Below are 19986 nucleotides of genomic sequence, written 5' to 3'. Positions count from 1 at the left end.
CCTCCCCGGTGCCGGTGCCTCCGTTCGGCCGAATGCGACTGCCGCTCGCACTCACCCGTCTGTCGGCTTTTTCATACGTGAGACGTTGACGGACTGTAGGGGCCCTCGGTTCCCCCCGCCAAGCCCTAGAATGCCTGGCGTTACCGAACGTCACCTCATGGGGTCGATTTCGTGACCGAATCCCCACTTACAGCGAGGTGACGTCACGGTGGGCTAACGGGATCCGCGTACCCTGGTCCGCGTGCGCAAAACGGACGGTCTGCTGAAGCTCATTGGCCTGTGTGTGCTCGCGGGGGTGCTGGTCGCGGGGATGTTGTTCCCGGTGGCGGGCGCCGCGGGGGTGCTGTCGAACCAGGCGAGCGAGACCGTCGACAAGACATCTTCGGACCTGGCGGACATCCCGCCGCCGTTGGTGACGACGATCACCGACAACACCGGCAAGCAGATCGCGACGCTGTACAAGCAGTTCCGCATCCCGACGAGCGAGACCCAGATCAACGACGCCATGAAGTGGGCGCTGATCTCGGTCGAGGACAAGCGCTTCTACGAGCACAACGGGGTGGACTGGAAGGGCACGCTGCGCGCCGCGGTCAGCAACAGCACCGGCGGCGACACGCAGGGCGCGTCGACGCTGACCCAGCAATACGTCAAGAACTACCTGATCAACGTCGTCTACCGGGACGACAAGCCGGGGCAGAAGCGCGCACAGGAGCAGTCGGTCGCCCGGAAGCTGAAGGAAGCCCGGATCGCGATCCAGCTGGAAACCAAGCTGAACAAGATGCAGATCCTGACCGGCTACCTGAACGTCGTCGAGTTCTCGCGCGAGATCTACGGCGTCGGCGCGGCCGCGAACGCGTACTTCAACACGCCCGTCGAGAAGCTCACGGTGCCGCAGGCGGCGCTGCTGGCCGGTCTGGTGAACAACCCGATCGTCAACGACCCGTGGAAGAACCCGGCGAAGGCGACCGAGCGCCGCAACCTGGTGCTGGACCGCATGGTCGACAACCAGAAGCTCGCGAAGGTGGACGCGGAACGCTTCAAGGCCGAGCCGCTCGGCGTCGTCGAGGGCGGCCCGCAGAAGCCCGCTTCGAACTGCACCGGCGCCGGTCCGGAGAACGGTTTCTTCTGCCAGTACGTCGAGGACTACCTCCTCAAGTCCGGGATGACGAAGGACGACCTCTACACCGGCGGCTACCAGATCAAGACCACTTTGGACGAACGGGCGAACCACGAAGCCAAGATGTCGGCCGAAGCCCAGGTCAAGAAGACCCAGGACAACGTGGCGAACACGCTCTCGCTGGTGAAACCGGGCAAGCAGCGGCACGAAGTCGTGGCGCTGGCGGCGAACCGTGACTACGGGCTCCACGAAGACCAGGGGCAGACGACCTTCGCGTTGCCTTCCGGCGTCTACAACACGGGCGGCGCCGGCTCGGCATACAAGGTCTTCACCGCCGCCGCGGCGTTGGAAGCGGGCGTGGCCGGGATCAACAGTTCCCTCCCGGTGCCCGATCTCTACACCTCTCACGTGTTCGCCGGTGGCCCGAAGCGATGTCCTGTAGCTCCCCGGCCCCCCGCCGGGCCAGGTGGTAACTGGTACTGCGTCGGCAACGCGGGCGACTACAACCCGGCGGGTGGGGCCATGTCGCTGCAGCAGGCACTGGCGACCTCGCCGAACACCGCGTTCGTGAACCTCGAGGACAGGCTCGGGAGCACTGGACCGATCGTGGAGATGGCGCGCAAGCTCGGCATGCGCGACACCATGGCCAGCAACCTCGGCGGTGGCGCCGTCGACCCGAACTCCGACAACCCCGGCGTCAACGCCAGCCAGCTGCAGGCCTTCGGCCCGAGGCCCGGCTGGCCCGGAAGCGCCTCGTTCACCCTTGGCCCCGCCGCGCTGAGCGGCCTGGAATTGGCGAACGTCGGTGCCACGATCATGAGCGGTGGCGTCTGGTGCCCGCCGACCCCGCTGGCGGGTGTCACAGACCGGGACGGAAAGCCTGTTCCCGTCAAGGAAGCCGCTTGCGAGCAGGTGGTCCCCGAAGGTCTCGCCAACACTCTCGCGGTCGGCATGAGCAGGGACAGCCAGCCCGGCGGGACATCGTTCGGGGCAGCGAGCGGCGCCAAGTGGAACCGGCCGGTGATGGGCAAGACCGGAACCACGCAGAGCAACGGCTCGGGGACATACCTCGGAGCCACCCCGCAGCTCGCGGGCGCGGCGATGGTGTTCCGCCCGAAGGGTGGGAATGGCGGCCTCTGCTACCTCGGCCCAGGTAACGTGACCACCCGCTGCGAAAACATGTGGGGCGGGAAGACGCCGGCGCAGACCTGGTTCGGGGCGATGTCGAAGATCCTCGAAGGCCAGGAAGCGCTGCCTCTGCCGCAGCCGGACCCGAAGTACATGGGCGGCGGACGCTGATCGACAAGGGCCGCGTTCACCAGCGCAAATCACGATGAGTCACACAAATCTAACTTTGAGTGAGCGGCTGGCGGCCTAACGGGGAACGGTGGTCGACGAGATCATGTCGGTTGATCGCGACACCCCGCGCCGACCACGGAAGGTGAAGAAAAGAGGCCATTCCAGCGATTTACCGAGATCGCCGGAATGGGGGCGAACGGTCACCACCGAAGAGCACGTAAACTGGACATTGTGAGCACGCTCAGTAACGAAAACACTTCGGGGGCGACGGTACGGCGCTTGGCCGTGGGAACCGTCGCCCTGGGAGCCGCGACCCTCGGTTACGCGGTCGGAATCGAAAGGCGCCGGTGGACGCTTCGCACCGCGGAGCTCCCGGTCCTCGCGGCAGGGGCGAAACCCTTCACGATCCTCCACATCTCGGACCTGCACATGCTGCCCGGTCACGTGAGCAAGCAACGCTGGGTAGCGGCGCTCGACGAACTCGAACCGGACCTCGTCGTCAACACCGGTGACAACCTGTCACATCAGCAGGCCGTCCCGTCCGTGCTGCGCGCACTCGGCCCCCTACTCGAGCGGCCCGGCGTGTTCATCTTCGGGAGCAACGACTACTACGCGCCGAAACCGAAGAACCCCGCGCGCTACCTCATGCCGAAGGGCAAGAAGAAGCGCATCCACGGCGAGCACCTGCCATGGCGCGACCTCCGCGCGGCCTTCGTCGAACACGGCTGGCACGACCTCACCCACGTCCGCCGCACCATCGAGGTCGCCGACCAGTACGTGTTCACCGCCGGCGTCGACGACGCGCATCTCCACCGCGACCGCTACGCCGACATCGCCGGCCCGGTGGACACCGCGGCCGCCGTCCGCATCGGCGTCACGCATTCGCCGGAGCCCCGCGTTCTCGACGAGTTCGCCGGCGACGGCTACGACCTCGTCCTCGCGGGGCACACCCACGGCGGGCAACTCCGCGTCCCCGGCTACGGCGCGCTCGTCACCAACTGCGAACTCGACCGCACCCGCGCCCGCGGTGCGTCCCGGTGGGGCGCCCAGATGTGGCTTCACGTCTCCGCCGGGCTCGGCACCTCGCCGTACGCTCCCGCGCGCTTCGCGTGCCCTCCCGAAGCGAGCCTGCTGACCCTCGTCCCACGGGGTACGACCAGCGACAATCGCCGGAACGCGGCCCCCCGCAAAGCCCGGAACACCGTCCGCTAGACTTCTCCACGACCCGTTAAGCAGTACCCCGGGGTGTGGCGCAGCTTGGTAGCGTGCCTCGTTCGGGTCGAGGAGGTCGTGGGTTCGAATCCCGCCACCCCGACGTTGGATCGAAAGAGCCTTGCTCGCTTTGGCGAGCAAGGCTCTTTCGCGTTGCGGGACCCAGAGGTGTCCTGAAGGTTCCTTTGAGACGCTCGATGTCCCAAAGGCCCCCTTCAGGACACGCATCACCGGCGCACCAGAAGGCCCACGCGAAAGGCGCCGACCACCGGCCAGCCCCCGCCACTCCCAGGGGGGCGACCCCGAGGCCAGTCTATCGGCGAGGGGCGTCGGGGCTGGCCGAAAGAGGGGGCGGCGGGGCTGGTTGTCCACAACGGTGAGCGTCTGTGGACAGCCGAGGGCGCGCCGAGGCCCAAGGGTTCCCAATGTGGCATTGGGGACACTCAACGTCCCCTGTGCCACATTGGGGACACCAGAGAGGGAGGCACCGAAAAGGCCTCAGCGGGTGGCGAGGAGCTCGGTCCAGCACTGGGCGAAATCCCCATCGCCCGAGCGCGCCCACGACCAGGCCGAGCGGGCCGCCGAAGCGAGTTGATCGCGGTCCGGGGTCGTCGCGGTTTCCAGCGCCGTCACCAGCCGCGCCTCCACGGAGGTCGCCAGCGCCCGGTATGTCGTGTCCGTGCGGTAGCGGATTTTCGTTCGCACGCCGGTGAAACCGGCGGCCGTGACCGCGGCGGGCAGCGAGCGTCCGGCGAACGGGTCACCGCCCGCGCGGCGGCACAGCAGATAGTGACCGCGGAGGGCGGCGTCGACGTTCGCCGTCTTCGGCCGCAGCCGAGCCCGGCTCCAGTCCGATGTGGACAGTGCGAGCGTGCCGCCCGGTTTGAGGATCCGCCGGAGCTCCGCCAGCGCGGCGCCCGGCTCCTTCAGATGTTCGAAGACGGCGTGCGCGAAGACCACGTCCACCGAAGCCTCGGCGAACGGCAGCGCGCACGCCTCCGCCACCAAAAAGTCCACTGTGGACTTTCTGTGCCCGTTGTCGATACCGAGGGTGATCGAACCCGGCCCGCAGCCGACGTCGACGCACCCCATCCCCGGTCCGAACAGCGGTTGCGCGAACACGGCCCGCTCGACCGCCTGACGCGCGAACCGCGCGGACACCGCGGCGCGCGGCGCGTTTCCCTCCAGCACCCCGCACACAGTACGGCTCCGGAGTGGCAGGATCGAGGGGTGAGCACGCAGCCAGGCACTGAATATCCGTCCGCGGTGGTCCCGGACCGCCTGTTCGACGACGCCGAAGCCGAGGCCAGGTGGCGGGCCCGCTTCCGCGCGCCGCGCATCTCGGTGCCCGAATGGGCCATCGACGCCCCGGACGCCAACGTCTACGTTTCCAACGCCAGCGGCGTGTGGGAGGTCTACTCCTGGGACCGGTCGACCGGTGAGCACCGCCGCGTCACCGACCGGCCCAACGGCACCATGCACACGACCCTGTCCCCCGACGGCCGCTGGATCTGGTGGTTCAACGACACCGACGGTGACGAATTCGGCTCCTGGGTCCGCGAACCGTTCGCGCCGGGGGCAGCCGCCGAGCGCGCGGTGCCGGGCGTCCACGACGGCTACCCAGCCGGGCTCGAAATCGGCACCAAGGTGGTCGCCGTCGGCGTCTCGACCGACGACGGCAGCGAGCTCTTCGCCCATATCGACGGCGAAACCGCGTCCTTCTACAAGCACGAGGACGACGCCGGGATCGCGTCACTGTCCCGCGACGAGTCGCTGCTCGTGATCTCCCACTCCGAGCACGGTGATTCACGACACCCCGCGCTTCGCGTCCTGTCGACCGACGGCTTCACGACGGTCGCCGACAAATGGGACGGCGAGGGCAAGGGCCTCGGCGCGCTGGAGTTCTCCCCGGTCGCGGGCGACCAGCGGTTGCTGGTGCTGCACGAGCGGCGCGGTCGCGAAGAGCTCCTGATCTGGGACACCGCCGCGGACACCGAGCAGGAGATCGAGCTGGACCTGCCCGGCGAGGTGGTCGCGGGCTGGTACCAGGACGCGCGGGCGCTGCTGGTCGTCCACTTCCACCAAGGCCGCAGTTCCCTCCACCACTACGACCTCGCCAGTGGCGAATTGTCCTCTTTGGACACCCCGCCCGGCCGGATCGGCGGCGCGGGAGTGCGGCCCGACGGCACCGTCGAGTACTCGTGGTCCAGTGCCGCGCAGCCGCCGTCCGTGCGCGCACGGACGGCGGACGGCGAAGACTCGGTGCTCCTCGAACCGCCGGGCGAGCGCGCCCCGGGATCGGCACCGGTCACCGACGCGTTCGTCGACGGGATCGGCGGGCGGATCCACGCACTCGTCTCGCGCCCGGCCGACGCGCCGGAAGGTCCGCTGCCCACGGTCTTCTCCTTGCACGGCGGGCCGCATTCGGCCGACGAGGACCGCTTCTCCGCGTACCGCGCCGTGTGGCTCGACGCGGGATTCGCCGTCGTCGAGGTCAACTACCGCGGTTCGACCGGCTACGGCTCGGCCTGGCGTGACGCCATCGAAGGCCGTCCCGGCCTGACCGAACTCGAAGACGTCGCCGCCGTACACGACTGGGCCGTCCAAAGTGGACTTTCGGATCCGGCCAAATGCGTGGTGAACGGCGCTTCGTGGGGCGGGTACCTGAGCCTGCTGGCACTGGGCACCCAGCCGGCGCGCTGGGCGGCGGGGATCGCCGGAGTGCCTGTCGCGGACTACGTCGCCGCGTACGAGGACGAGATGGAGCAGCTCCGCTCGTTCGACAGGGCGCTGTTCGGCGGTTCGCCGGAGACGGTGCCGGCGGTGTACCGCGAATGCTCGCCGATCACCTACGTCGAAGCCGTGACGGCGCCGGTGCTGGTGCTCGCCGGGGACAACGACCCGCGCTGCCCGATCCGGCAGGTCGAGAACTACCTCGACAGGCTCGCGAAGCGGGAGATCCCGTTCGAGTTCTACCGGTTCGACGCGGGCCACGGGTCGCTGGTGATCGCCGAGACGATCAAGCAGACCGCGATCGAGGTGTTCTTCGCGCTGCGGGCGGTCGGGCTTCGCTGACCCCGGCGAGCGAGGTCAGCGCTCGGAGAAGAGAGTCCCGCCGGACGCCCAGTGTTCGGCGGGAATCTCGTTGATCGTCACCCAGACGCCTTCGGCTTTGCCGCCGCAGGTGCGGACGAAGGCGTCGGTCACCTCGCGCACGAGGGCCTGCTTCTGTTCGGCCGTGCGGCCGGGGAACATCGAAACACTGATCATCGGCATGAACGGACTCTAGAGCCCGCGATCGTGCTTCCGCAGACGGTCGACGGCGTAGGCGTCGCCCTCGAAGGTGAGACGGACGGCGTCGCGGCCGAAGACGAACAGCAGCAGTTCGAGCGGCGCGCCGATCACGGTCACCGTGTCCGGGCCTTCCTTCACCCGCGCTTCGCGGCCTTCGGGGGTCTTCAGGATCACGCCCACCGGTGATTTCCGCAGGTTCAGCTTCGAGGCCTGCTTCGCCGACTTCCAGGCAGCCGCATCCCGCGCGGAGTCCGCCGGACGCGGTTCCCAGCCTGGCTGTCCGCGCCGGACATCCTCGTGGTGGATCAGGAATTCCGCGCTGTTCGCCAGCTCGTCGAGCGCGGCGATCGACGTCGGCCAGTACCAGGCGGGGCCGGACCGGACCTTGCCGACGACCTCGGACCAGGGTCGCGCGGCGTAGGAGTCCTGCACTCGCTGGGTGTACGACGCCAGCGCAGGGACCAGGATGCCGGGCGCCGCGTCGGGCCGCTGCTCGCGGACCAGCAGATGCGCCGCGAGATCCCGCGTCTTCCAGCCCGCGCACAGGGTCGGCGCGTCCGGGCCGACCTCTTCGAAAAGCTCGCTCAACGCACGACGTTCGTCTCCGGCGACTCCCATACCCCACGACGTTACGCGCCGGTAGGGCGCGGGGAAATCCGGCGTGACGCAGGGCACCCGGCTCAGTGATGGAACGCGGTCCGCGGTCGCGGGCCGTGATCGAGCTCGGGCAGCAGCCGCCGGAGATCGGCGAGCAGCAGATCGGCGAGGTCGTGCGTGAAACCGTTGCGCACCACGATCCTCAGCACCGCGAGATCGGTCCGGTTGTCCGGGAACGTGTACGCCGGGACAAGCCAGCCACGCTCACGAAGCCGCCGTGACACGTCGAAGACGTCGAAGCCCTCTACATCCGCCTTCGTCGTGAAGGCGAACACGGGCAGCTGATCGCCTCGCGTCAGCAGTTGGAAGGGGCCCAGTCCGGCGATCCCGTCCGCCAGCTGGGTCGCGACGTCACGCGAAGCCTGCTGCACGGCACGGAAACCTTCGCGGCCGAGCCGGACGAACGTGTAGTACTGCGCGGCCACCTCGGCGCCGGGACGGGAGAAGTTCAAGGCGAAAGTCGGCATGTCTCCACCGAGGTAGTTGACGGTGAAGACGAGTTCTTCCGGCAACGCCTCCTTGTCGCGCCACACCACCCAGCCGACGCCGGGGTAGACCAGGCCGTACTTGTGCCCGGAGGTGTTGATCGACGCCACCCTCGGCAGGCGGAAATCCCAGCTCAGCCCGGGGTCGAGGAACGGCGCGATCATCGCGCCCGAAGCGCCGTCGACGTGCACCGGGATGTCCCAGCCGGAGCGTTCCGCCAGGCCGTCGAGCGCGGCCGCGATCTCGGCGACCGGCTCGTAGCTGCCGTCGAACGTGGACCCGAGGATCGCGACGACGCCGATCGTGTTCTCGTCGCAGCGGGCGATCGCCTCGTCGGCGGTGAGGTGGAAACGGTCGCCGTCCATCGGCACCAGCCGCGGCTCGACCTCCCAGTATTCGCAGAACTTCTCCCAGCAGACCTGGACGTTCGCGCCCATCACCAGATTCGGCTTCCCGGTGCGGCCCAGTTTCGACCAGCGGCGTTTCAGCGCCATCCCGGCGAGCATGCAGGCTTCCGACGAACCGGTCGTGGAGCAGCCCATGATCGCGGCGGGATCAGGCGCGTGCCACAGATCTGCGAGGATGTTCACGCAGCGCCGTTCGAGTTCCGCGGTCTGCGGGTACTCGTCCTTGTCGATCATGTTCTTGTCGACGCATTCGGCCATCAGCTCGCGGGCCTGCGGCTCCATCCACGTGGTGACGAACGTGGCGAGGTTCAGCCGGGCATTGCCGTCGAGCATCAGCTCGTCGCGCACCAGCTGGAGCGCGACGTCGGGCGGGAGCGGGTCCTCGGCGAGGCTGTCGTGCGGGAGACGGATGTTCGCGGCGAGCGCGGGATACGCGCCGGCGTGCAGGGGGTTGGCCCCGCCCTTGCGGTCCGGATCGGACGCGGTTCCCTTGTGCAGCACCATGGATCGAACGTAGCCCGGGACGCCGACGGGGGCATCTCACCGACCCGGACGTGCAAGGAAAGGTCCTTTCCTCGCAAATTTTGCAAGGAAAGGACCTTTCATGGCACTCGTGAGGCGAGAGAGGGCGGGTCAGGCCTGCTGCGCCTGCCACATCCAGTGCGCCTTTTCGAGTTCCTGGGTGATCTCGATGAGGAGATCCTGCGTGACCAGGTCGCTCTTGTCGGTCTCGTCGATGCGCTTGCGCAGCCGCTCGATCAGCGCCGCGAGGATGTCGACGATCGCGGCGACCGTGGACTCGACGGACTGCCAGTTGTCGGGGTAGTCCGGCAGTCCGGAGCTCTCCACGACGGCCTTCGCCTGGCCGTTCGGCGAGATGCCGATGGCGTTGGCGCGCTCGGCGACCTCGTCGACGTACTGGCGCGCGGTGGCGACCAGCTCGTCGAGCTGCAGGTGCGCGCTGCGGAAGTTCGCGCCGACGACGTTCCAGTGAGCCTGCTTCGCGATCAGCGACAGATCCACCAGATCGACCAGAGTGGCCTGCAAGGCGTTACCGGTGATCTCCTTGTCGGCGTCGCTCAGCGGACTCTTGATCGGAGACTTGCCCATCTTCGGTCTTCCTTTCGGAAATCAGTCGGTTCGGGAATGGACCTCTGCCGCGGACGGGATCAGACCGTCGCGGACAGTACGACCTCGATGTTGCCGCGGGTCGCGTTCGAGTAGGGGCACACCTGGTGCGCCTGCTCGACGAGCTGATCGGCCTGCGCCTGCTCCAGGCCGGGCAGCGAAACCTTGAGCGCCACGCCGAGACCGAAGCCCTCGCCCTGCTTGAGCACGCTGACCTCGGCGGTCACGGTGGAGCCGTCCAGCGTCACCTTCGCCTGGCGCGCGACGAGCTGCAACGCGGAGTGGAAGCAGGCGGAATAGCCGGCGGCGAAGAGCTGCTCGGGGTTGGTCTTGTCCCCACCCGGCCCGCCCATCTCCTTCGGGATCGCCAGCGACTCGTCGATGACGCCGTCAGAGGACGTGACCTCACCGTTGCGGCCGTCGCCGCGAGCGGTGGCCACAGCGGTGTACAGAGCCTCAGCCATTCTTCGCCTACCTCCTGGTCTCAAGACACGCCCCGTTGAGCGTCTCTTCGGTGTCAACATCCCGCAACCGCGAAACCTTGCCACCCCATGGCAGGCGTCACGTCCGGGAATTACCCGGACGACGACCGGAGCAAACGACTAGTGACCGGCGCGACTCAGCGCGAACTCGGCGACCTGGCTTCCGATCAGGCGAAGCGTGCGGACGCTCTTCTCGTCCGAGGCGCCGCCGGCTTCGTCGAACTTGGTCTCCGCGGTGTTGATCGAACCACCCAAAGGGGTGGCCCAGCCGCGCAGCGCGTGCGTGATCGTGCGCAGCTGCTCCAACGTGGTGACCGCGGCCTGCCAGCCGTACGCGACGGCGGCGAGGCCGACCGCGCGGCCGTCGAGATACGGACGGGTGTCGTCGCGCAGGTCTTCGGCGTAGTCCAGGGCGTTCTTCACCAAGCCGGACAGCGCGCCGTGGTAGCCGGGCGAGACGACGACGATCCCGTCGGCGCGGCGGATCGCCTCGACCAGCCGGGTGGCTCGCTCGTGCCGCTCCCCCAGCGCGGTGTCGTAGAACGGCAACACCAGCTCGGGCCCGGGAATCAGCTCGGTGGTGACTCCGGCTTCGGACGCGGCGCCGAGCGCGATGCGCAGCGCACGCTCGGATTGCGAACCCTCCCGCAGAGAGCCGCCGATCCCGAGGACATGCACCGCGTTCGTCGAAGTCACGCTTTCGAGGCTAGCCCCTCTACTTAAGTGGAGGACCAGGATCTGAAACGGAGGCCTGCGTCACACCCGTTCGCCTCAACCGCCCCGTTCCCCGCTGGACGGCATACCTACTCGAAAGTAACCTGACGGGAAGCCCTCAGGAGGAAGCATGGCGATACCGCTCCAGATCCGTGCCGAGGCCGCGTTTTCGCAGCTTGCGTTCTGGCTCCCGAAGCCGGTCAGACGGGCCATCGCGGGACCGCCCCTCCGCCTGGACGGACAGGAACTCGCGCTGGACGCCCAGCTCCTGCTCCGCCTGCAGAAGCTGGCGAAGGCGTCGCTGGTGCGAGGGACCGTCGAAGAGTCGCGCACCATGCTCCTGACGAGCAGGCACCTGGTCAGCGGGCCGACGATCGAACCGGTCGCCACCAGGGAACTGCTCATCCCCACGGGTGACGGCGACGTGCCCGCCACGCTCTACACGCCGGCCGGGCTGCCGGATCCGTCCGGGCTACTGGTGTTCTTCCACGGCGGTGGCTGGGTGGTCGGCAGCCGCGTCTCCCACGACAACACCGTTCGCTACCTGGCGAAACAGGCGGGTGTGCGGGTTCTTTCGGTGGAGTACCGGCTCGCGCCGGAGACCCGCTTCCCCGGCGCCACCGAAGACGCGATCGCGGCGTTCGAGTACGCCTTCGCGAAAGCGCGGGACCTGGGCGCAGACCCGGCGCGCATCGCCGTCGGCGGTGACAGCGCCGGTGGGAACCTCGCCGCGGTGACCGCGCAGCAGGCAGTGAAACGCGGCGGCGGGGTCCCGGCGTTCCAGCTGCTGTTCTACCCGGCGACCGATTTCACCGTGCGCCGCCGCTCCCGGGAATTGTTCGCGGAGGATCTGTTCCTGACCGACACGGATATGACGTGGTTCGAGGGACATTACGTGCCGAAGGGCACCGATCTGTACAACCCGAAACTGTCGCCGCTGCACGGTGACGTTTCCGGATTGCCGCCCGCGTATATCGCGACGGCCGGTTTCGATCCGCTGCGCGACGAGGGCGAGGCCTACGCGGAGAAATTGCGGAAAGCGGGTGTTCCGGTGGCGCTCAGCCGCCAGCCGGATCTGATCCACGGGTACATCAACTTCCTCGGCGTCGGACGGCGGTTCCGTGAGGCGACGGCCGAAGCGGCGGGAGCCTTGCGGCTGGGTCTCGCGCCGAAGTGAAAGCCAGAGCCCGAGTGAGGAGAAATGTCCCCACTCGGGCTCCGGCCCCCATATCGTGGCCCGCCGCCCTGCACGGCGAACCCTGACGACTCCCGGTCTCCTTCTAGGGTGTGGGAAGCGGTACGGGCGGGACCGGCAGCGGCGGGACAGGGAGTCCGCCGAGCAGGCCACCGAGAATGCCGGTCACGGCCGCGAGCAGGGCTTTCACCAGGTCGCTGACGATCTTCAGCGGTCCGGGAAGGTCCGGGAGCGAGGGGATCGGCACCGGCAGCGGCGGCAGCTGTCGCGCCTTGGCCGTCGGGTCGGCCAGCAGCCTGCTGGACTCGACGGAACGGCCCTGGGCCAGGTCTCCGAGCTTCTGCGTTTCGGTCTGGATCTGGTAGCGCTTGCCCGCGGCGATGTCACCGAGGACGGGGCTGAGCTTGTCCAAGTCCGCCCGCGTTTTGGCGACGTCGCCGGCGTAGGCCACCTTGGTGAGACCGTCTCGCATCTGCAGCACCTGCGCGGCGAGCGCCTGTGTGTTCGACGAGCCCTTCCCACCATCGGTGCCAGCCGTAGCGGCGCCGGCCGAGGCCACCGCCAACAGACTGCCTGCGGCGACCGCGGCAATCGTCCGGGCAATGTTGCCTTTCATTCCCTTACCTCCTGGCCTCTGGGACCTGACGAGGTAAATCGATACCCCCCGTATCGGCCGAACACCACCCGATCACCGGTTGGAACACTTTTCTAACCCTTACGTGCCGGATTCATTCCCGGGTAAGACTCCCGCAATTGATTAACGGCGAAATCTTGCGCCTCCCCCTGAAGATCATCCTTTTCCCGCCGATTTATGACCACCTGTGACCGGTCGACACCGTGGTGCGGCTCGTTCACCCACAGCGGTGTAAACGGTGATCGTTTGGCTTCATCACTCCGTCGGACAGGCGTGTCGCACTGCTCCACTCGGGGTGTCCCCCACTCACGCCACGCCCTCTTCTGGTTTCACATGCGAGTGGGGAAATGGAAACGCCCCCGGTGCGCGCACCGGGGGCGTTCCGTGGTGGGAGCAGCCTCTCCAGGAGAGGTCCTTTACTCGCGGAAGGCGTCCGCGACCTTGTCGCCGAGGTCCTTGTCGACGTTCCGCCAGTACTCGAAGACCCGCTCGAGCACCGGGCGCGAGACGTCGTTCGAGGCGTGGCCGATGATGTTGCTCGCGAGCCGCTCGCGCTGCGCGTCGTCCATCACGTCGCGGACGAGCGTGCCCGGCTGGCCGAAGTCGTCGTCCTCGGCGTGGAGCTTGTACGCCGACCGGATGACCTCGTCCTCGACGCCATAGCCCGAAGCGGTCTCGGCGGCGATCTCCGCGTTCGCGTGCGGACCGCCGTACGAGTTCGGCGCGTACACCGGGTCGCCCGGGTTGTTGTAGCGCATCGCGCCGTCGCGCGAGTAGCTGTTCACCGGGGACTTCGGCGCGTTGACCGGCAACTGCGTGTAGTTCGCGCCGATCCGGTAGCGGTGGGCGTCCGGGTACGCGAACAGGCGGCCCTGCAGCATCTTGTCCGGCGACGGGCCGATGCCCGGCACCAGATTGGACGGCTCGAACGCGGCCTGCTCGATCTCCGCGAAGTAGTTCGCCGGATTGCGGTCGAGTACCCAGCGGCCGACCTTGATCAGCGGGTAGTCGCCCTTCGGCCACACCTTGGTCAGGTCGAACGGGTTGAAGCGGTAGTCCGCGGCCTCGGCGTACGGCATCACCTGGACGTACAGCGTCCAGCTGGGGTGATTGCCCTGCTTGATGTTCTTGAACAGGTCGCGGATGTAGTAGTCCGAGTCCTCGCCGGCGATCCGGTCCGCGTCGGCCTGCGTGAGGTAGCCGATGCCCTGGTCGGTCTTGAAGTGGTACTTGACCCAGAACTTCTCGCCGCCCGCGTTCTCCCACAGATAGGTGTGCGAGCCGAAGCCGTCCATCTCGCGCCAGTTCGACGGGATGCCGCGGTCGCCCATCAGCCAGGTGACCTGGTGCGCGGACTCGGGCCGCAGCGTCCAGAAGTCCCACTGGATGTCGTGGTCGCGCAGATGGTTGTCGGCGCGGCGCTTCTGCGAGTGGATGAAGTCGGGGAACTTGATCGGATCGCGGATGAAGAACACCGGGGTGTTGTTGCCGACGAGGTCGTAGTTGCCCTCGGAGGTGTAGAACTTCACCGCGAAACCGCGCGGGTCGCGCCACGTGTCGGGCGAGCCGTTCTCCCCGGCGACCGAGGAGAACCGGACCAGGCTCTCGGTGCGCACGCCCGGCTGGAACAGCGCGGCCTTCGTGAACTGACTGACGTCCTCCGTGACCTCGAGGAAGCCGTGCGCGCCGCCGCCTTTGGCGTGGACGACGCGTTCCGGCACCCGCTCACGGTTGAACTGGGCGTTCTTCTCGATCAGGTAGTGGTCCTGGAGCAGGATCGGGCCGTTGGCGCCTACGGTCAGGGAATCGTTGTCGCTCGCGACGGGGATGCCCACGTTGTTCGTGGTCGGCAAGGTCACGCCGATGCCTCCTGGTTCGTGGTGGTGAGCGGTCAGTCCTCCTCACCCTCTCGCCTAATCTGGAATCAGTCAAGAAAACACCCCGTACCGGGTGACCTTGGCTACGCGAAAAAAACTTGCACGCGCGTACCAAGTTACGTTCTCATCGGACGTATGGCCCTCGCTCCGTATCGTCGCGTGTTAGCCGTGCCCGGAGTTCCCAGCTCGATGCTGTTGATGTTCCTGGCCCGGCTCCCGATGACGGCCATGGGCGTGACGATGACGCTGTACGTGGTCAACGACCTGGGCCGCGGCTACGGCGCGGCCGGGCTGGTCGGCGCCGCCACCACGCTCGGCAGCGCGATCGGGGCACCGCTCGTCGGCCGGTACGTCGACCGCTACGGGCTGCGGCCGGTGGTCGCGATCTGCGGACTGGCCTCGTCGGCGTTCTGGATCAGCGCGCCGCATCTGCCGTATCAGGTGCTGCTCGCGGTCGCGCTCCCCGCGGGAGTGCTGTCGGTGCCCGCCGGCACGCTCGCGCGGCTGGTGCTCACCGCGCTCGTGCCACTCGAACAACGGCGGGCGGCCTACTCGCTGGACACGATCCTGGTGGAGGCGTCGTTCATGATCGGGCCGTCGGCCGGGATCATGGCGATCACGCAGCTGCCCGCGGTCTACGCGCTCACCGGGATCGGGGTCTGCTTCGCGCTTTCGGCGACGCTGATCTACCGGCAGAACCCGCCGATCCGCGCCGAGGCCGACGCCGAGGTGTTCGCCGGGGAGCGGCCGACCGTGCGGAGCTGGCTCACCGGACGGCTCGTGATGGCGATGTTCATCGCCGCGGGCGCGCTGTTCTGCCTGGTCGGCATGGAGCTCGCCGCGCTGGCGACGCTGCGCGCGAGCGGTGACATCGCCTGGTCCGGGCTGCTGATCACGCTGATGTGCGTCGCGTCGGTCCTCGGCGGGGCGATCCACGGCGCGGTCCGGCGGTCGCTTTCGCAGGGCACGCTGATGGTGCTGCTCGCGGTGCTGACCCTGCCGGTCGGGCTGATCGCCGAGCCGTGGTGGCTGCTGGCGATCGTGCTCTTCCCGAGCAACGTGCTGTGCGCGCCGACGCTCGCGGCGAGCACGGAGACGGTCAGCGCCGCGGCGCCCGCCCGCGTGCGCGGGGAGGCGATGGGCCTGCTGGACGCGGCCAGCCGGATCGGGCTGGCGATCGGGAGCCCGATCATCGGGTTCGTGATCGACCACTCCAGCCCCGGCTGGGGCTTCGCGGCCTCGGCGCTGGGCGCGCTGGCGATCGCTTCGGCCGGCCTGTTCTGGCGCCGCTCCCGGACCCCCGCCCAGGTGCCCGCGCTCACTTCCTCCTGATGCGTTTTCTTCCTCTGAATGCGGTCGTTGCACGCGCAACTACCGCAGTCAGAGGACGAAATGCGAAACAGGGCTAGGCGCAGACCTTCCGGAGGGCTTCCAGCTGCTCGAGGTTGCGCTTGGTCCAGTCCGCGACCTTGCCCGCGTCCTGGATGTTCTCCTTCTGCACCTGCAGGTACGAGTCGGCCATACCGGTGAGCGCACCCGCCACGTTCTGCTCGCCGACGCTGCCCGCCAGCTCACGCAGGCGCTTCTCCTTGTCCGCGGCGCGCTCCTTGAGCGTCGCCGGGTCCGGATTGAGGTCGGCGAGGCTGAGCGCCTCGGCGCAGGCGCTGACCTTCGTCGCCGCCTTGTTCGTCTGATCGACCGCGTTCGTGACCTCGCTGCAGCCCGCCAGCGAGAGCCCGGCGGCCGCCAGGAGCGCCGCGATTCCCAACCTCTTCATACGGTCAAGCCTAGCGATTTCGTGGGTGGTATGTCGGGTTCCCCCGGCCACCACCCACGAACCGCCCCGGTAATTCAGCCCTTCACGCAGACGACCTGCTTGAGGTGCGCGACCACCTCGACGAGATCCGTCTGCGCCTTGATCACCGTTTCGATGTCCTTGTACGCGGCCGGGATCTCGTCCACCACACCGGAGTCCTTGCGGCATTCCACGCCGGCGGTCTGCGCGGCGAGGTCCTCGGCGGTGTACAGCTTCTTCGCCTTGTTCCGCGACATCCGGCGGCCCGCGCCGTGCGACGCGGACTGGAAGGACGACTCGTTCCCGAGACCGCGCACGATGTACGAACCGGTGCCCATGCTGCCCGGGATGATCCCGAGATCGCCCGAACCCGCGCGGATCGCGCCCTTGCGGGTCACCAGAAGGTCGACGCCGTCGTAGGTCTCTTCGGCGACGTAGTTGTGGTGACAGCTGATCGCGTCGTCGAAGGTCGTCTGCGGCACGACGTCCTTCAGCGCCTGCTTCACGAGCGCGACCATGGTGGCGCGGTTGCGCGCCGCGTAGTCCTGCGCCCAGAACAGGTCGCGCCGGTACGCCTGCATCTCGGGCGTGCCCGCGACGAACACCGCGAGATCCGGGTCCGGCAGGTCCGCGTTGTGCGGCAGCTTCCGCGCGACGGCCATATGCCGTTCCGCGAGTTCCTTGCCGATGTTGCGGGAACCGGAGTGCAGCATCAGCCACACGCGGCCTTCGTCTTCGCCGCCCTGTTCGAGGCAGACCTCGATGAAGTGGTTGCCGCCACCGAGGCTCCCGATCTGGCGCGACGCGCGGTCGTGCAGCTCCTGGACGCCGGGATGCAGGTCGCCGAAGGACTTCCAGAACGCGTCCCAGCCACCGACTCCGTGCACCTTCGCCGGGTTCACCGGGGTCTTGTGCAGGCCGAACCCGACCGGGACGGCCGATTCGATCCGGCGGCGGAGCTTCAGCAGGTCGTCGGGCAGGTCGGCGGCGGTGAGCGAGGTCCGCACCGCGCTCATCCCGCAGCCGATGTCCACGCCGACGGCGGCCGGGGACACCGCGTCGCGCATCGCGATCACGCTGCCGACGGTCGCGCCCTTGCCGTAGTGGACGTCGGGCATGACCGCGACGCCGTGCACCCACGGCAGGTTGGCGACGTTGTGCAGCTGTCGCATGGCTTGGTCCTCGACCGACGTGGGGTCTGCCCACATCCGGATCGGAACCCGCGAGCCTTCGACCGCCGTGTACATGATTTTCCCTTCGTGGAAACGTTTGTCGCCGTTGAGCATGCACGGGCCGAAGGCCCCCGACAACGCAATTACGACGTGAAGGCCCCCTTTCCTCGGCTGAGCCGAGGGAAGGAGGCCTTCACGCGCAAGCAGGCGTCAGGAGTTCGCGGCGACCAGTTCCGCGATCTGCACGGCGTTGAGCGCCGCGCCCTTCCGCAGGTTGTCGTTCGACAGGAACAGCGCCAGACCACGACCGCCGTCGACGCCCGGGTCCGTCCGTAGCCGCCCGACGTACGACGGGTCCTGTCCGGCGGCCTGCAGCGGCGTCGGGATGTCCGACAGCTCCACGCCGGGGGCGCCGGTCAGCAGTTCGGTCGCGCGGGCGACCGAAAGCGGCTGCGAGAACTCGGCGTTGATCGAGATCGAGTGCCCGGAGAACACCGGCACCCGCACACAGGTGCACGAGACCAGCAGCTCCGGGATGCTCAGGATCTTGCGGCTCTCGTTGCGGAACTTCTTCTCCTCGTCCGTCTCGAACTCACCGTCGTCCACAATGGACCCGGCCAGCGGGAGGACGTTGTGCGCGATGGGCCGCGCGTACTTCTTCGGCTCGGGGAAGTCCACCGCCGCGCCGTCGTGGGTCAGCGCGCCCGCGTTCGCCGCCGCCGCGGCGAGCTGGCCTTCCAGCTCCTCCACGCCGGCGAGCCCGCTGCCGGACACGGCCTGGTAGGTGCTGGCGACCAGCCGCACCAGACCCGCTTCGGCGTGCAGCGGCTTGAGCACCGGCATCGCGGCCATGGTGGTGCAGTTGGGGTTCGCGATGATCCCCTTGCGCGCCTCCTTGACCGCCTCCGGGTTGACCTCGCTCACGATCAGCGGGACGTCCGGGTCCATCCGCCACGCCGACGAGTTGTCGATGACCGTGGCACCGGCCGCGGCGAACCGTTCCGCCTGTGCCTTGGAGGTCGCGCCACCGGCCGAGAACAGCGCGATGTCCAAACCGGACGGATCCGCGGTCGTCGCGTCCTCGATGACGATTTCCCCGTCACGCCAAGGAAGCTTCGAACCGGCGGACCGCGCCGAAGCGAAGTACCGCATTTCGGCGACCGGGAAACCCCGTTCGGCCAGCAGACGGCGCATGACGCCGCCGACCTGACCGGTCGCCCCGACCACGCCTACCCGCAAACCTTCCGGCATCAGCGACCACTCCCCGCGTAGACGACGGCTTCTTCATCGCCGCCGAGTTCGAACGCCTCGTGGATCGCGCGCACCGCGTCGTCGAGCTGCGCGTCCCGGATCAGCACCGAGATCCGGATCTCCGAGGTGTTGATGATTTCGATGTTGACGCCCGACTGGGCGAGCGCCTCGCAGAACGTCGCCGTGACACCGGGGTGCGAACGCATCCCCGCGCCGACGAGCGACACCTTGCCGACATGGTCGTCGTAGAGGACCGACTCGAAGCCGATCTCGTCCTTGATCTTCTCCAGCGACTGCACGGCCTTGGCCCCGTTGGCCTTCGACAGGGTGAAGGTGATGTCGGTGCGGCCCGAGACGGTGCTGGACACGTTCTGCAGCACCATGTCGATGTCGATCTCGTTGTCGGCGATCACGCGGAAGATCCGGGCGGCGGCACCGGTCGTGTCGGGCACTCCGGTCACCGTGATCTTGGCTTCGGAGCGGTCGTGCGCCACACCGGTGATCAACGCTTGTTCCACGGGGATCTCCTCGATAGAACCGGTCACCGTGGTGCCCGGCTTGTCACTGTAGGAAGAACGGACTCGGATCGGGACGCCGTAGCGGCGCGCGTACTCCACCGAACGCAGGTGCAGGATCTTCGACCCGCTCGCCGCCAGCTCCAGCATCTCCTCGTAGGCGATGGTGTCGAGCTTGCGCGCGTCGGACACGACCCGGGGATCGGCGGTGTACACACCGTCCACATCGGAGTAGATCTCGCAGACGTCGGCGTTCAGCGCGGCGGCCAGCGCGACGGCGGTGGTGTCCGAACCCCCGCGGCCGAGGGTGGTGATGTCCTTGGTGTCCTGCGACACGCCCTGGAACCCGGCCACCAGCGCGATGTAGCCCTGGTCGAGGGCTTCCGTCACCCGGCTGGGGCTGACGTCGATGATCCGCGCGTTGCCGTGCACCGACGTCGTCACCACACCGGCCTGCGAGCCGGTGAACGACCAGGCCTCCGCGCCCTGCGCCGAAATCGCCATCGCCACCAGGGAGTTGGAGATACGCTCACCCGCGGTGAGCAGCATGTCCATCTCGCGTTCCGGCGGCGCCGGGTTGACCTGCTGAGCCAGGTCGAGCAGCTCGTCGGTCGTGTCGCCCATGGCGGAGCAGACGACGACCACGTCGTTGCCCGCCTTCTTGGTGGCGACGATGCGTTCCGCGACGCGTTTGATCCGGTCGGCACTTTCCAGCGACGAACCGCCGTACTTCTGGACCACGAGGGCCACG

General features: G+C 68.1%; 18 protein-coding genes and 1 tRNA gene. 6 read left to right on the top strand and 13 right to left on the bottom strand.

The annotated features are described in order from the left end of the window. Positions 1-241: 241 nt before the first annotated feature. The 3 genes from AC069I_RS08680 (at position 242) to AC069I_RS08670 (ending at position 3731) form a co-directional block, all read left to right on the top strand. Positions 242-2416 carry a transglycosylase domain-containing protein gene (locus AC069I_RS08680; protein ID WP_478224345.1) on the top strand — a complete coding sequence of 725 codons (2175 nt, stop codon included), beginning with the start codon at positions 242-244 and terminating at the stop codon, positions 2414-2416. Positions 2417-2701: 285 nt separating this feature from the next. Then, complete coding sequence (locus tag AC069I_RS08675) at positions 2702-3628, top strand: metallophosphoesterase (protein ID WP_478265172.1); 927 nt, start codon at positions 2702-2704, stop codon at positions 3626-3628. 29 nt (positions 3629-3657) lie between these two features. Further along, positions 3658-3731 (top strand) — tRNA-Pro (locus AC069I_RS08670). Positions 3732-4126: 395 nt separating this feature from the next. Here the strand turns inward: AC069I_RS08670 and AC069I_RS08665 are convergent. Next, positions 4127-4819: a class I SAM-dependent methyltransferase gene (locus AC069I_RS08665; protein WP_478265086.1), complete on the bottom strand. Its 693-nt coding sequence runs from the start codon at positions 4817-4819 to the stop codon at positions 4127-4129. A 39-nt stretch (positions 4820-4858) separates the two neighbouring features. Between AC069I_RS08665 and AC069I_RS08660 the strand changes: the two genes are divergently transcribed. Beyond that, complete coding sequence (locus AC069I_RS08660) at positions 4859-6703, top strand: S9 family peptidase (protein ID WP_478265085.1); 1845 nt, start codon at positions 4859-4861, stop codon at positions 6701-6703. A 15-nt stretch (positions 6704-6718) separates the two neighbouring features. Here AC069I_RS08660 and AC069I_RS08655 read toward each other — a convergent pair whose 3' ends face one another. The 6 genes from AC069I_RS08655 to AC069I_RS08630 form a co-directional block, all read right to left on the bottom strand. Beyond that, entirely contained in the window at positions 6719-6904 is a 186-nt protein-coding gene (locus AC069I_RS08655) for a 2-hydroxymuconate tautomerase (protein ID WP_101611157.1), read from the bottom strand. A 9-nt stretch (positions 6905-6913) separates the two neighbouring features. Further along, positions 6914-7540, bottom strand: coding sequence for a TIGR03085 family metal-binding protein (locus tag AC069I_RS08650; protein ID WP_478265084.1), 627 nt, complete (start codon positions 7538-7540; stop codon positions 6914-6916). A 62-nt stretch (positions 7541-7602) separates the two neighbouring features. Continuing rightward, complete coding sequence (gad, locus tag AC069I_RS08645) at positions 7603-8976, bottom strand: glutamate decarboxylase (protein ID WP_478265083.1); 1374 nt, start codon at positions 8974-8976, stop codon at positions 7603-7605. 129 nt (positions 8977-9105) lie between these two features. Then, a complete protein-coding gene (locus AC069I_RS08640) occupies positions 9106-9582 on the bottom strand; it encodes a Dps family protein (RefSeq protein WP_034314675.1) in 477 nt (158 codons plus the stop codon). Positions 9583-9641: 59 nt separating this feature from the next. Beyond that, entirely contained in the window at positions 9642-10064 is a 423-nt protein-coding gene (locus AC069I_RS08635) for an organic hydroperoxide resistance protein (RefSeq protein ID WP_478224340.1), read from the bottom strand. 138 nt (positions 10065-10202) lie between these two features. Continuing rightward, a complete protein-coding gene (locus tag AC069I_RS08630; protein ID WP_478234234.1) occupies positions 10203-10778 on the bottom strand; it encodes an NADPH-dependent FMN reductase in 576 nt (191 codons plus the stop codon). Between the two features lie 148 nt (positions 10779-10926). On the opposite strand from AC069I_RS08630, the gene AC069I_RS08625 reads away from it, so the two are divergent. Then, positions 10927-11973, top strand: coding sequence for an alpha/beta hydrolase (locus AC069I_RS08625; RefSeq protein WP_478224338.1), 1047 nt, complete (start codon positions 10927-10929; stop codon positions 11971-11973). Between the two features lie 103 nt (positions 11974-12076). Here AC069I_RS08625 and AC069I_RS08620 read toward each other — a convergent pair whose 3' ends face one another. After that, the gene (locus tag AC069I_RS08620; RefSeq protein WP_478234236.1) at positions 12077-12607 is read right to left on the bottom strand and encodes a hypothetical protein; all 531 of its coding nucleotides are present in this window, start codon (positions 12605-12607) and stop codon (positions 12077-12079) included. Positions 12608-13041: 434 nt separating this feature from the next. After that, the gene (locus tag AC069I_RS08615) at positions 13042-14484 is read right to left on the bottom strand and encodes a catalase (RefSeq protein WP_478224337.1); all 1443 of its coding nucleotides are present in this window, start codon (positions 14482-14484) and stop codon (positions 13042-13044) included. A 207-nt stretch (positions 14485-14691) separates the two neighbouring features. Between AC069I_RS08615 and AC069I_RS08610 the strand changes: the two genes are divergently transcribed. Then, positions 14692-15834 carry an MFS transporter gene (locus AC069I_RS08610; RefSeq protein ID WP_478265171.1) on the top strand — a complete coding sequence of 381 codons (1143 nt, stop codon included), beginning with the start codon at positions 14692-14694 and terminating at the stop codon, positions 15832-15834. 73 nt (positions 15835-15907) lie between these two features. Here the strand turns inward: AC069I_RS08610 and AC069I_RS08605 are convergent, their stop codons facing one another. From AC069I_RS08605 to AC069I_RS08590, 4 genes are all read right to left on the bottom strand, one after another. Next, positions 15908-16279: a hypothetical protein gene (locus AC069I_RS08605; RefSeq protein ID WP_478224336.1), complete on the bottom strand. Its 372-nt coding sequence runs from the start codon at positions 16277-16279 to the stop codon at positions 15908-15910. 74 nt (positions 16280-16353) lie between these two features. After that, positions 16354-17544: an RtcB family protein gene (locus tag AC069I_RS08600; protein ID WP_478224335.1), complete on the bottom strand. Its 1191-nt coding sequence runs from the start codon at positions 17542-17544 to the stop codon at positions 16354-16356. A 135-nt stretch (positions 17545-17679) separates the two neighbouring features. Beyond that, entirely contained in the window at positions 17680-18720 is a 1041-nt protein-coding gene (locus AC069I_RS08595; protein ID WP_478224334.1) for an aspartate-semialdehyde dehydrogenase, read from the bottom strand. Then, complete coding sequence (locus AC069I_RS08590; protein WP_478224333.1) at positions 18720-19985, bottom strand: aspartate kinase; 1266 nt, start codon at positions 19983-19985, stop codon at positions 18720-18722. Before AC069I_RS08590 ends, AC069I_RS08595 begins: the two co-directional genes overlap by 1 nt. Position 19986 lies beyond the last annotated feature (1 nt).

The sequence above is a fragment of the Amycolatopsis sp. NPDC043885 genome (assembly GCF_056435685.1).
The sequence above is the reverse complement of the archived record's forward strand: the minus strand, read 5'-3'. Positions and strand labels throughout refer to the sequence as shown.

Coding starts and splice junctions, on each gene's coding strand:
- AC069I_RS08655 (WP_101611157.1), bottom strand. CDS start 6,904: ATGCCGATGATCAGTGTTTCGATGTTCCCCGGCCGCACGGCCGAACAG.
- AC069I_RS08650 (WP_478265084.1), bottom strand. CDS start 7,540: ATGGGAGTCGCCGGAGACGAACGTCGTGCGTTGAGCGAGCTTTTCGAA.
- gad (WP_478265083.1), bottom strand. CDS start 8,976: ATGGTGCTGCACAAGGGAACCGCGTCCGATCCGGACCGCAAGGGCGGG.
- AC069I_RS08640 (WP_034314675.1), bottom strand. CDS start 9,582: ATGGGCAAGTCTCCGATCAAGAGTCCGCTGAGCGACGCCGACAAGGAG.
- AC069I_RS08635 (WP_478224340.1), bottom strand. CDS start 10,064: ATGGCTGAGGCTCTGTACACCGCTGTGGCCACCGCTCGCGGCGACGGC.
- AC069I_RS08625 (WP_478224338.1), top strand. CDS start 10,927: ATGGCGATACCGCTCCAGATCCGTGCCGAGGCCGCGTTTTCGCAGCTT.
- AC069I_RS08620 (WP_478234236.1), bottom strand. CDS start 12,607: ATGAAAGGCAACATTGCCCGGACGATTGCCGCGGTCGCCGCAGGCAGT.
- AC069I_RS08610 (WP_478265171.1), top strand. CDS start 14,692: ATGCTGTTGATGTTCCTGGCCCGGCTCCCGATGACGGCCATGGGCGTG.
- AC069I_RS08605 (WP_478224336.1), bottom strand. CDS start 16,279: ATGAAGAGGTTGGGAATCGCGGCGCTCCTGGCGGCCGCCGGGCTCTCG.
- AC069I_RS08600 (WP_478224335.1), bottom strand. CDS start 17,544: ATGTACACGGCGGTCGAAGGCTCGCGGGTTCCGATCCGGATGTGGGCA.
- AC069I_RS08595 (WP_478224334.1), bottom strand. CDS start 18,720: ATGCCGGAAGGTTTGCGGGTAGGCGTGGTCGGGGCGACCGGTCAGGTC.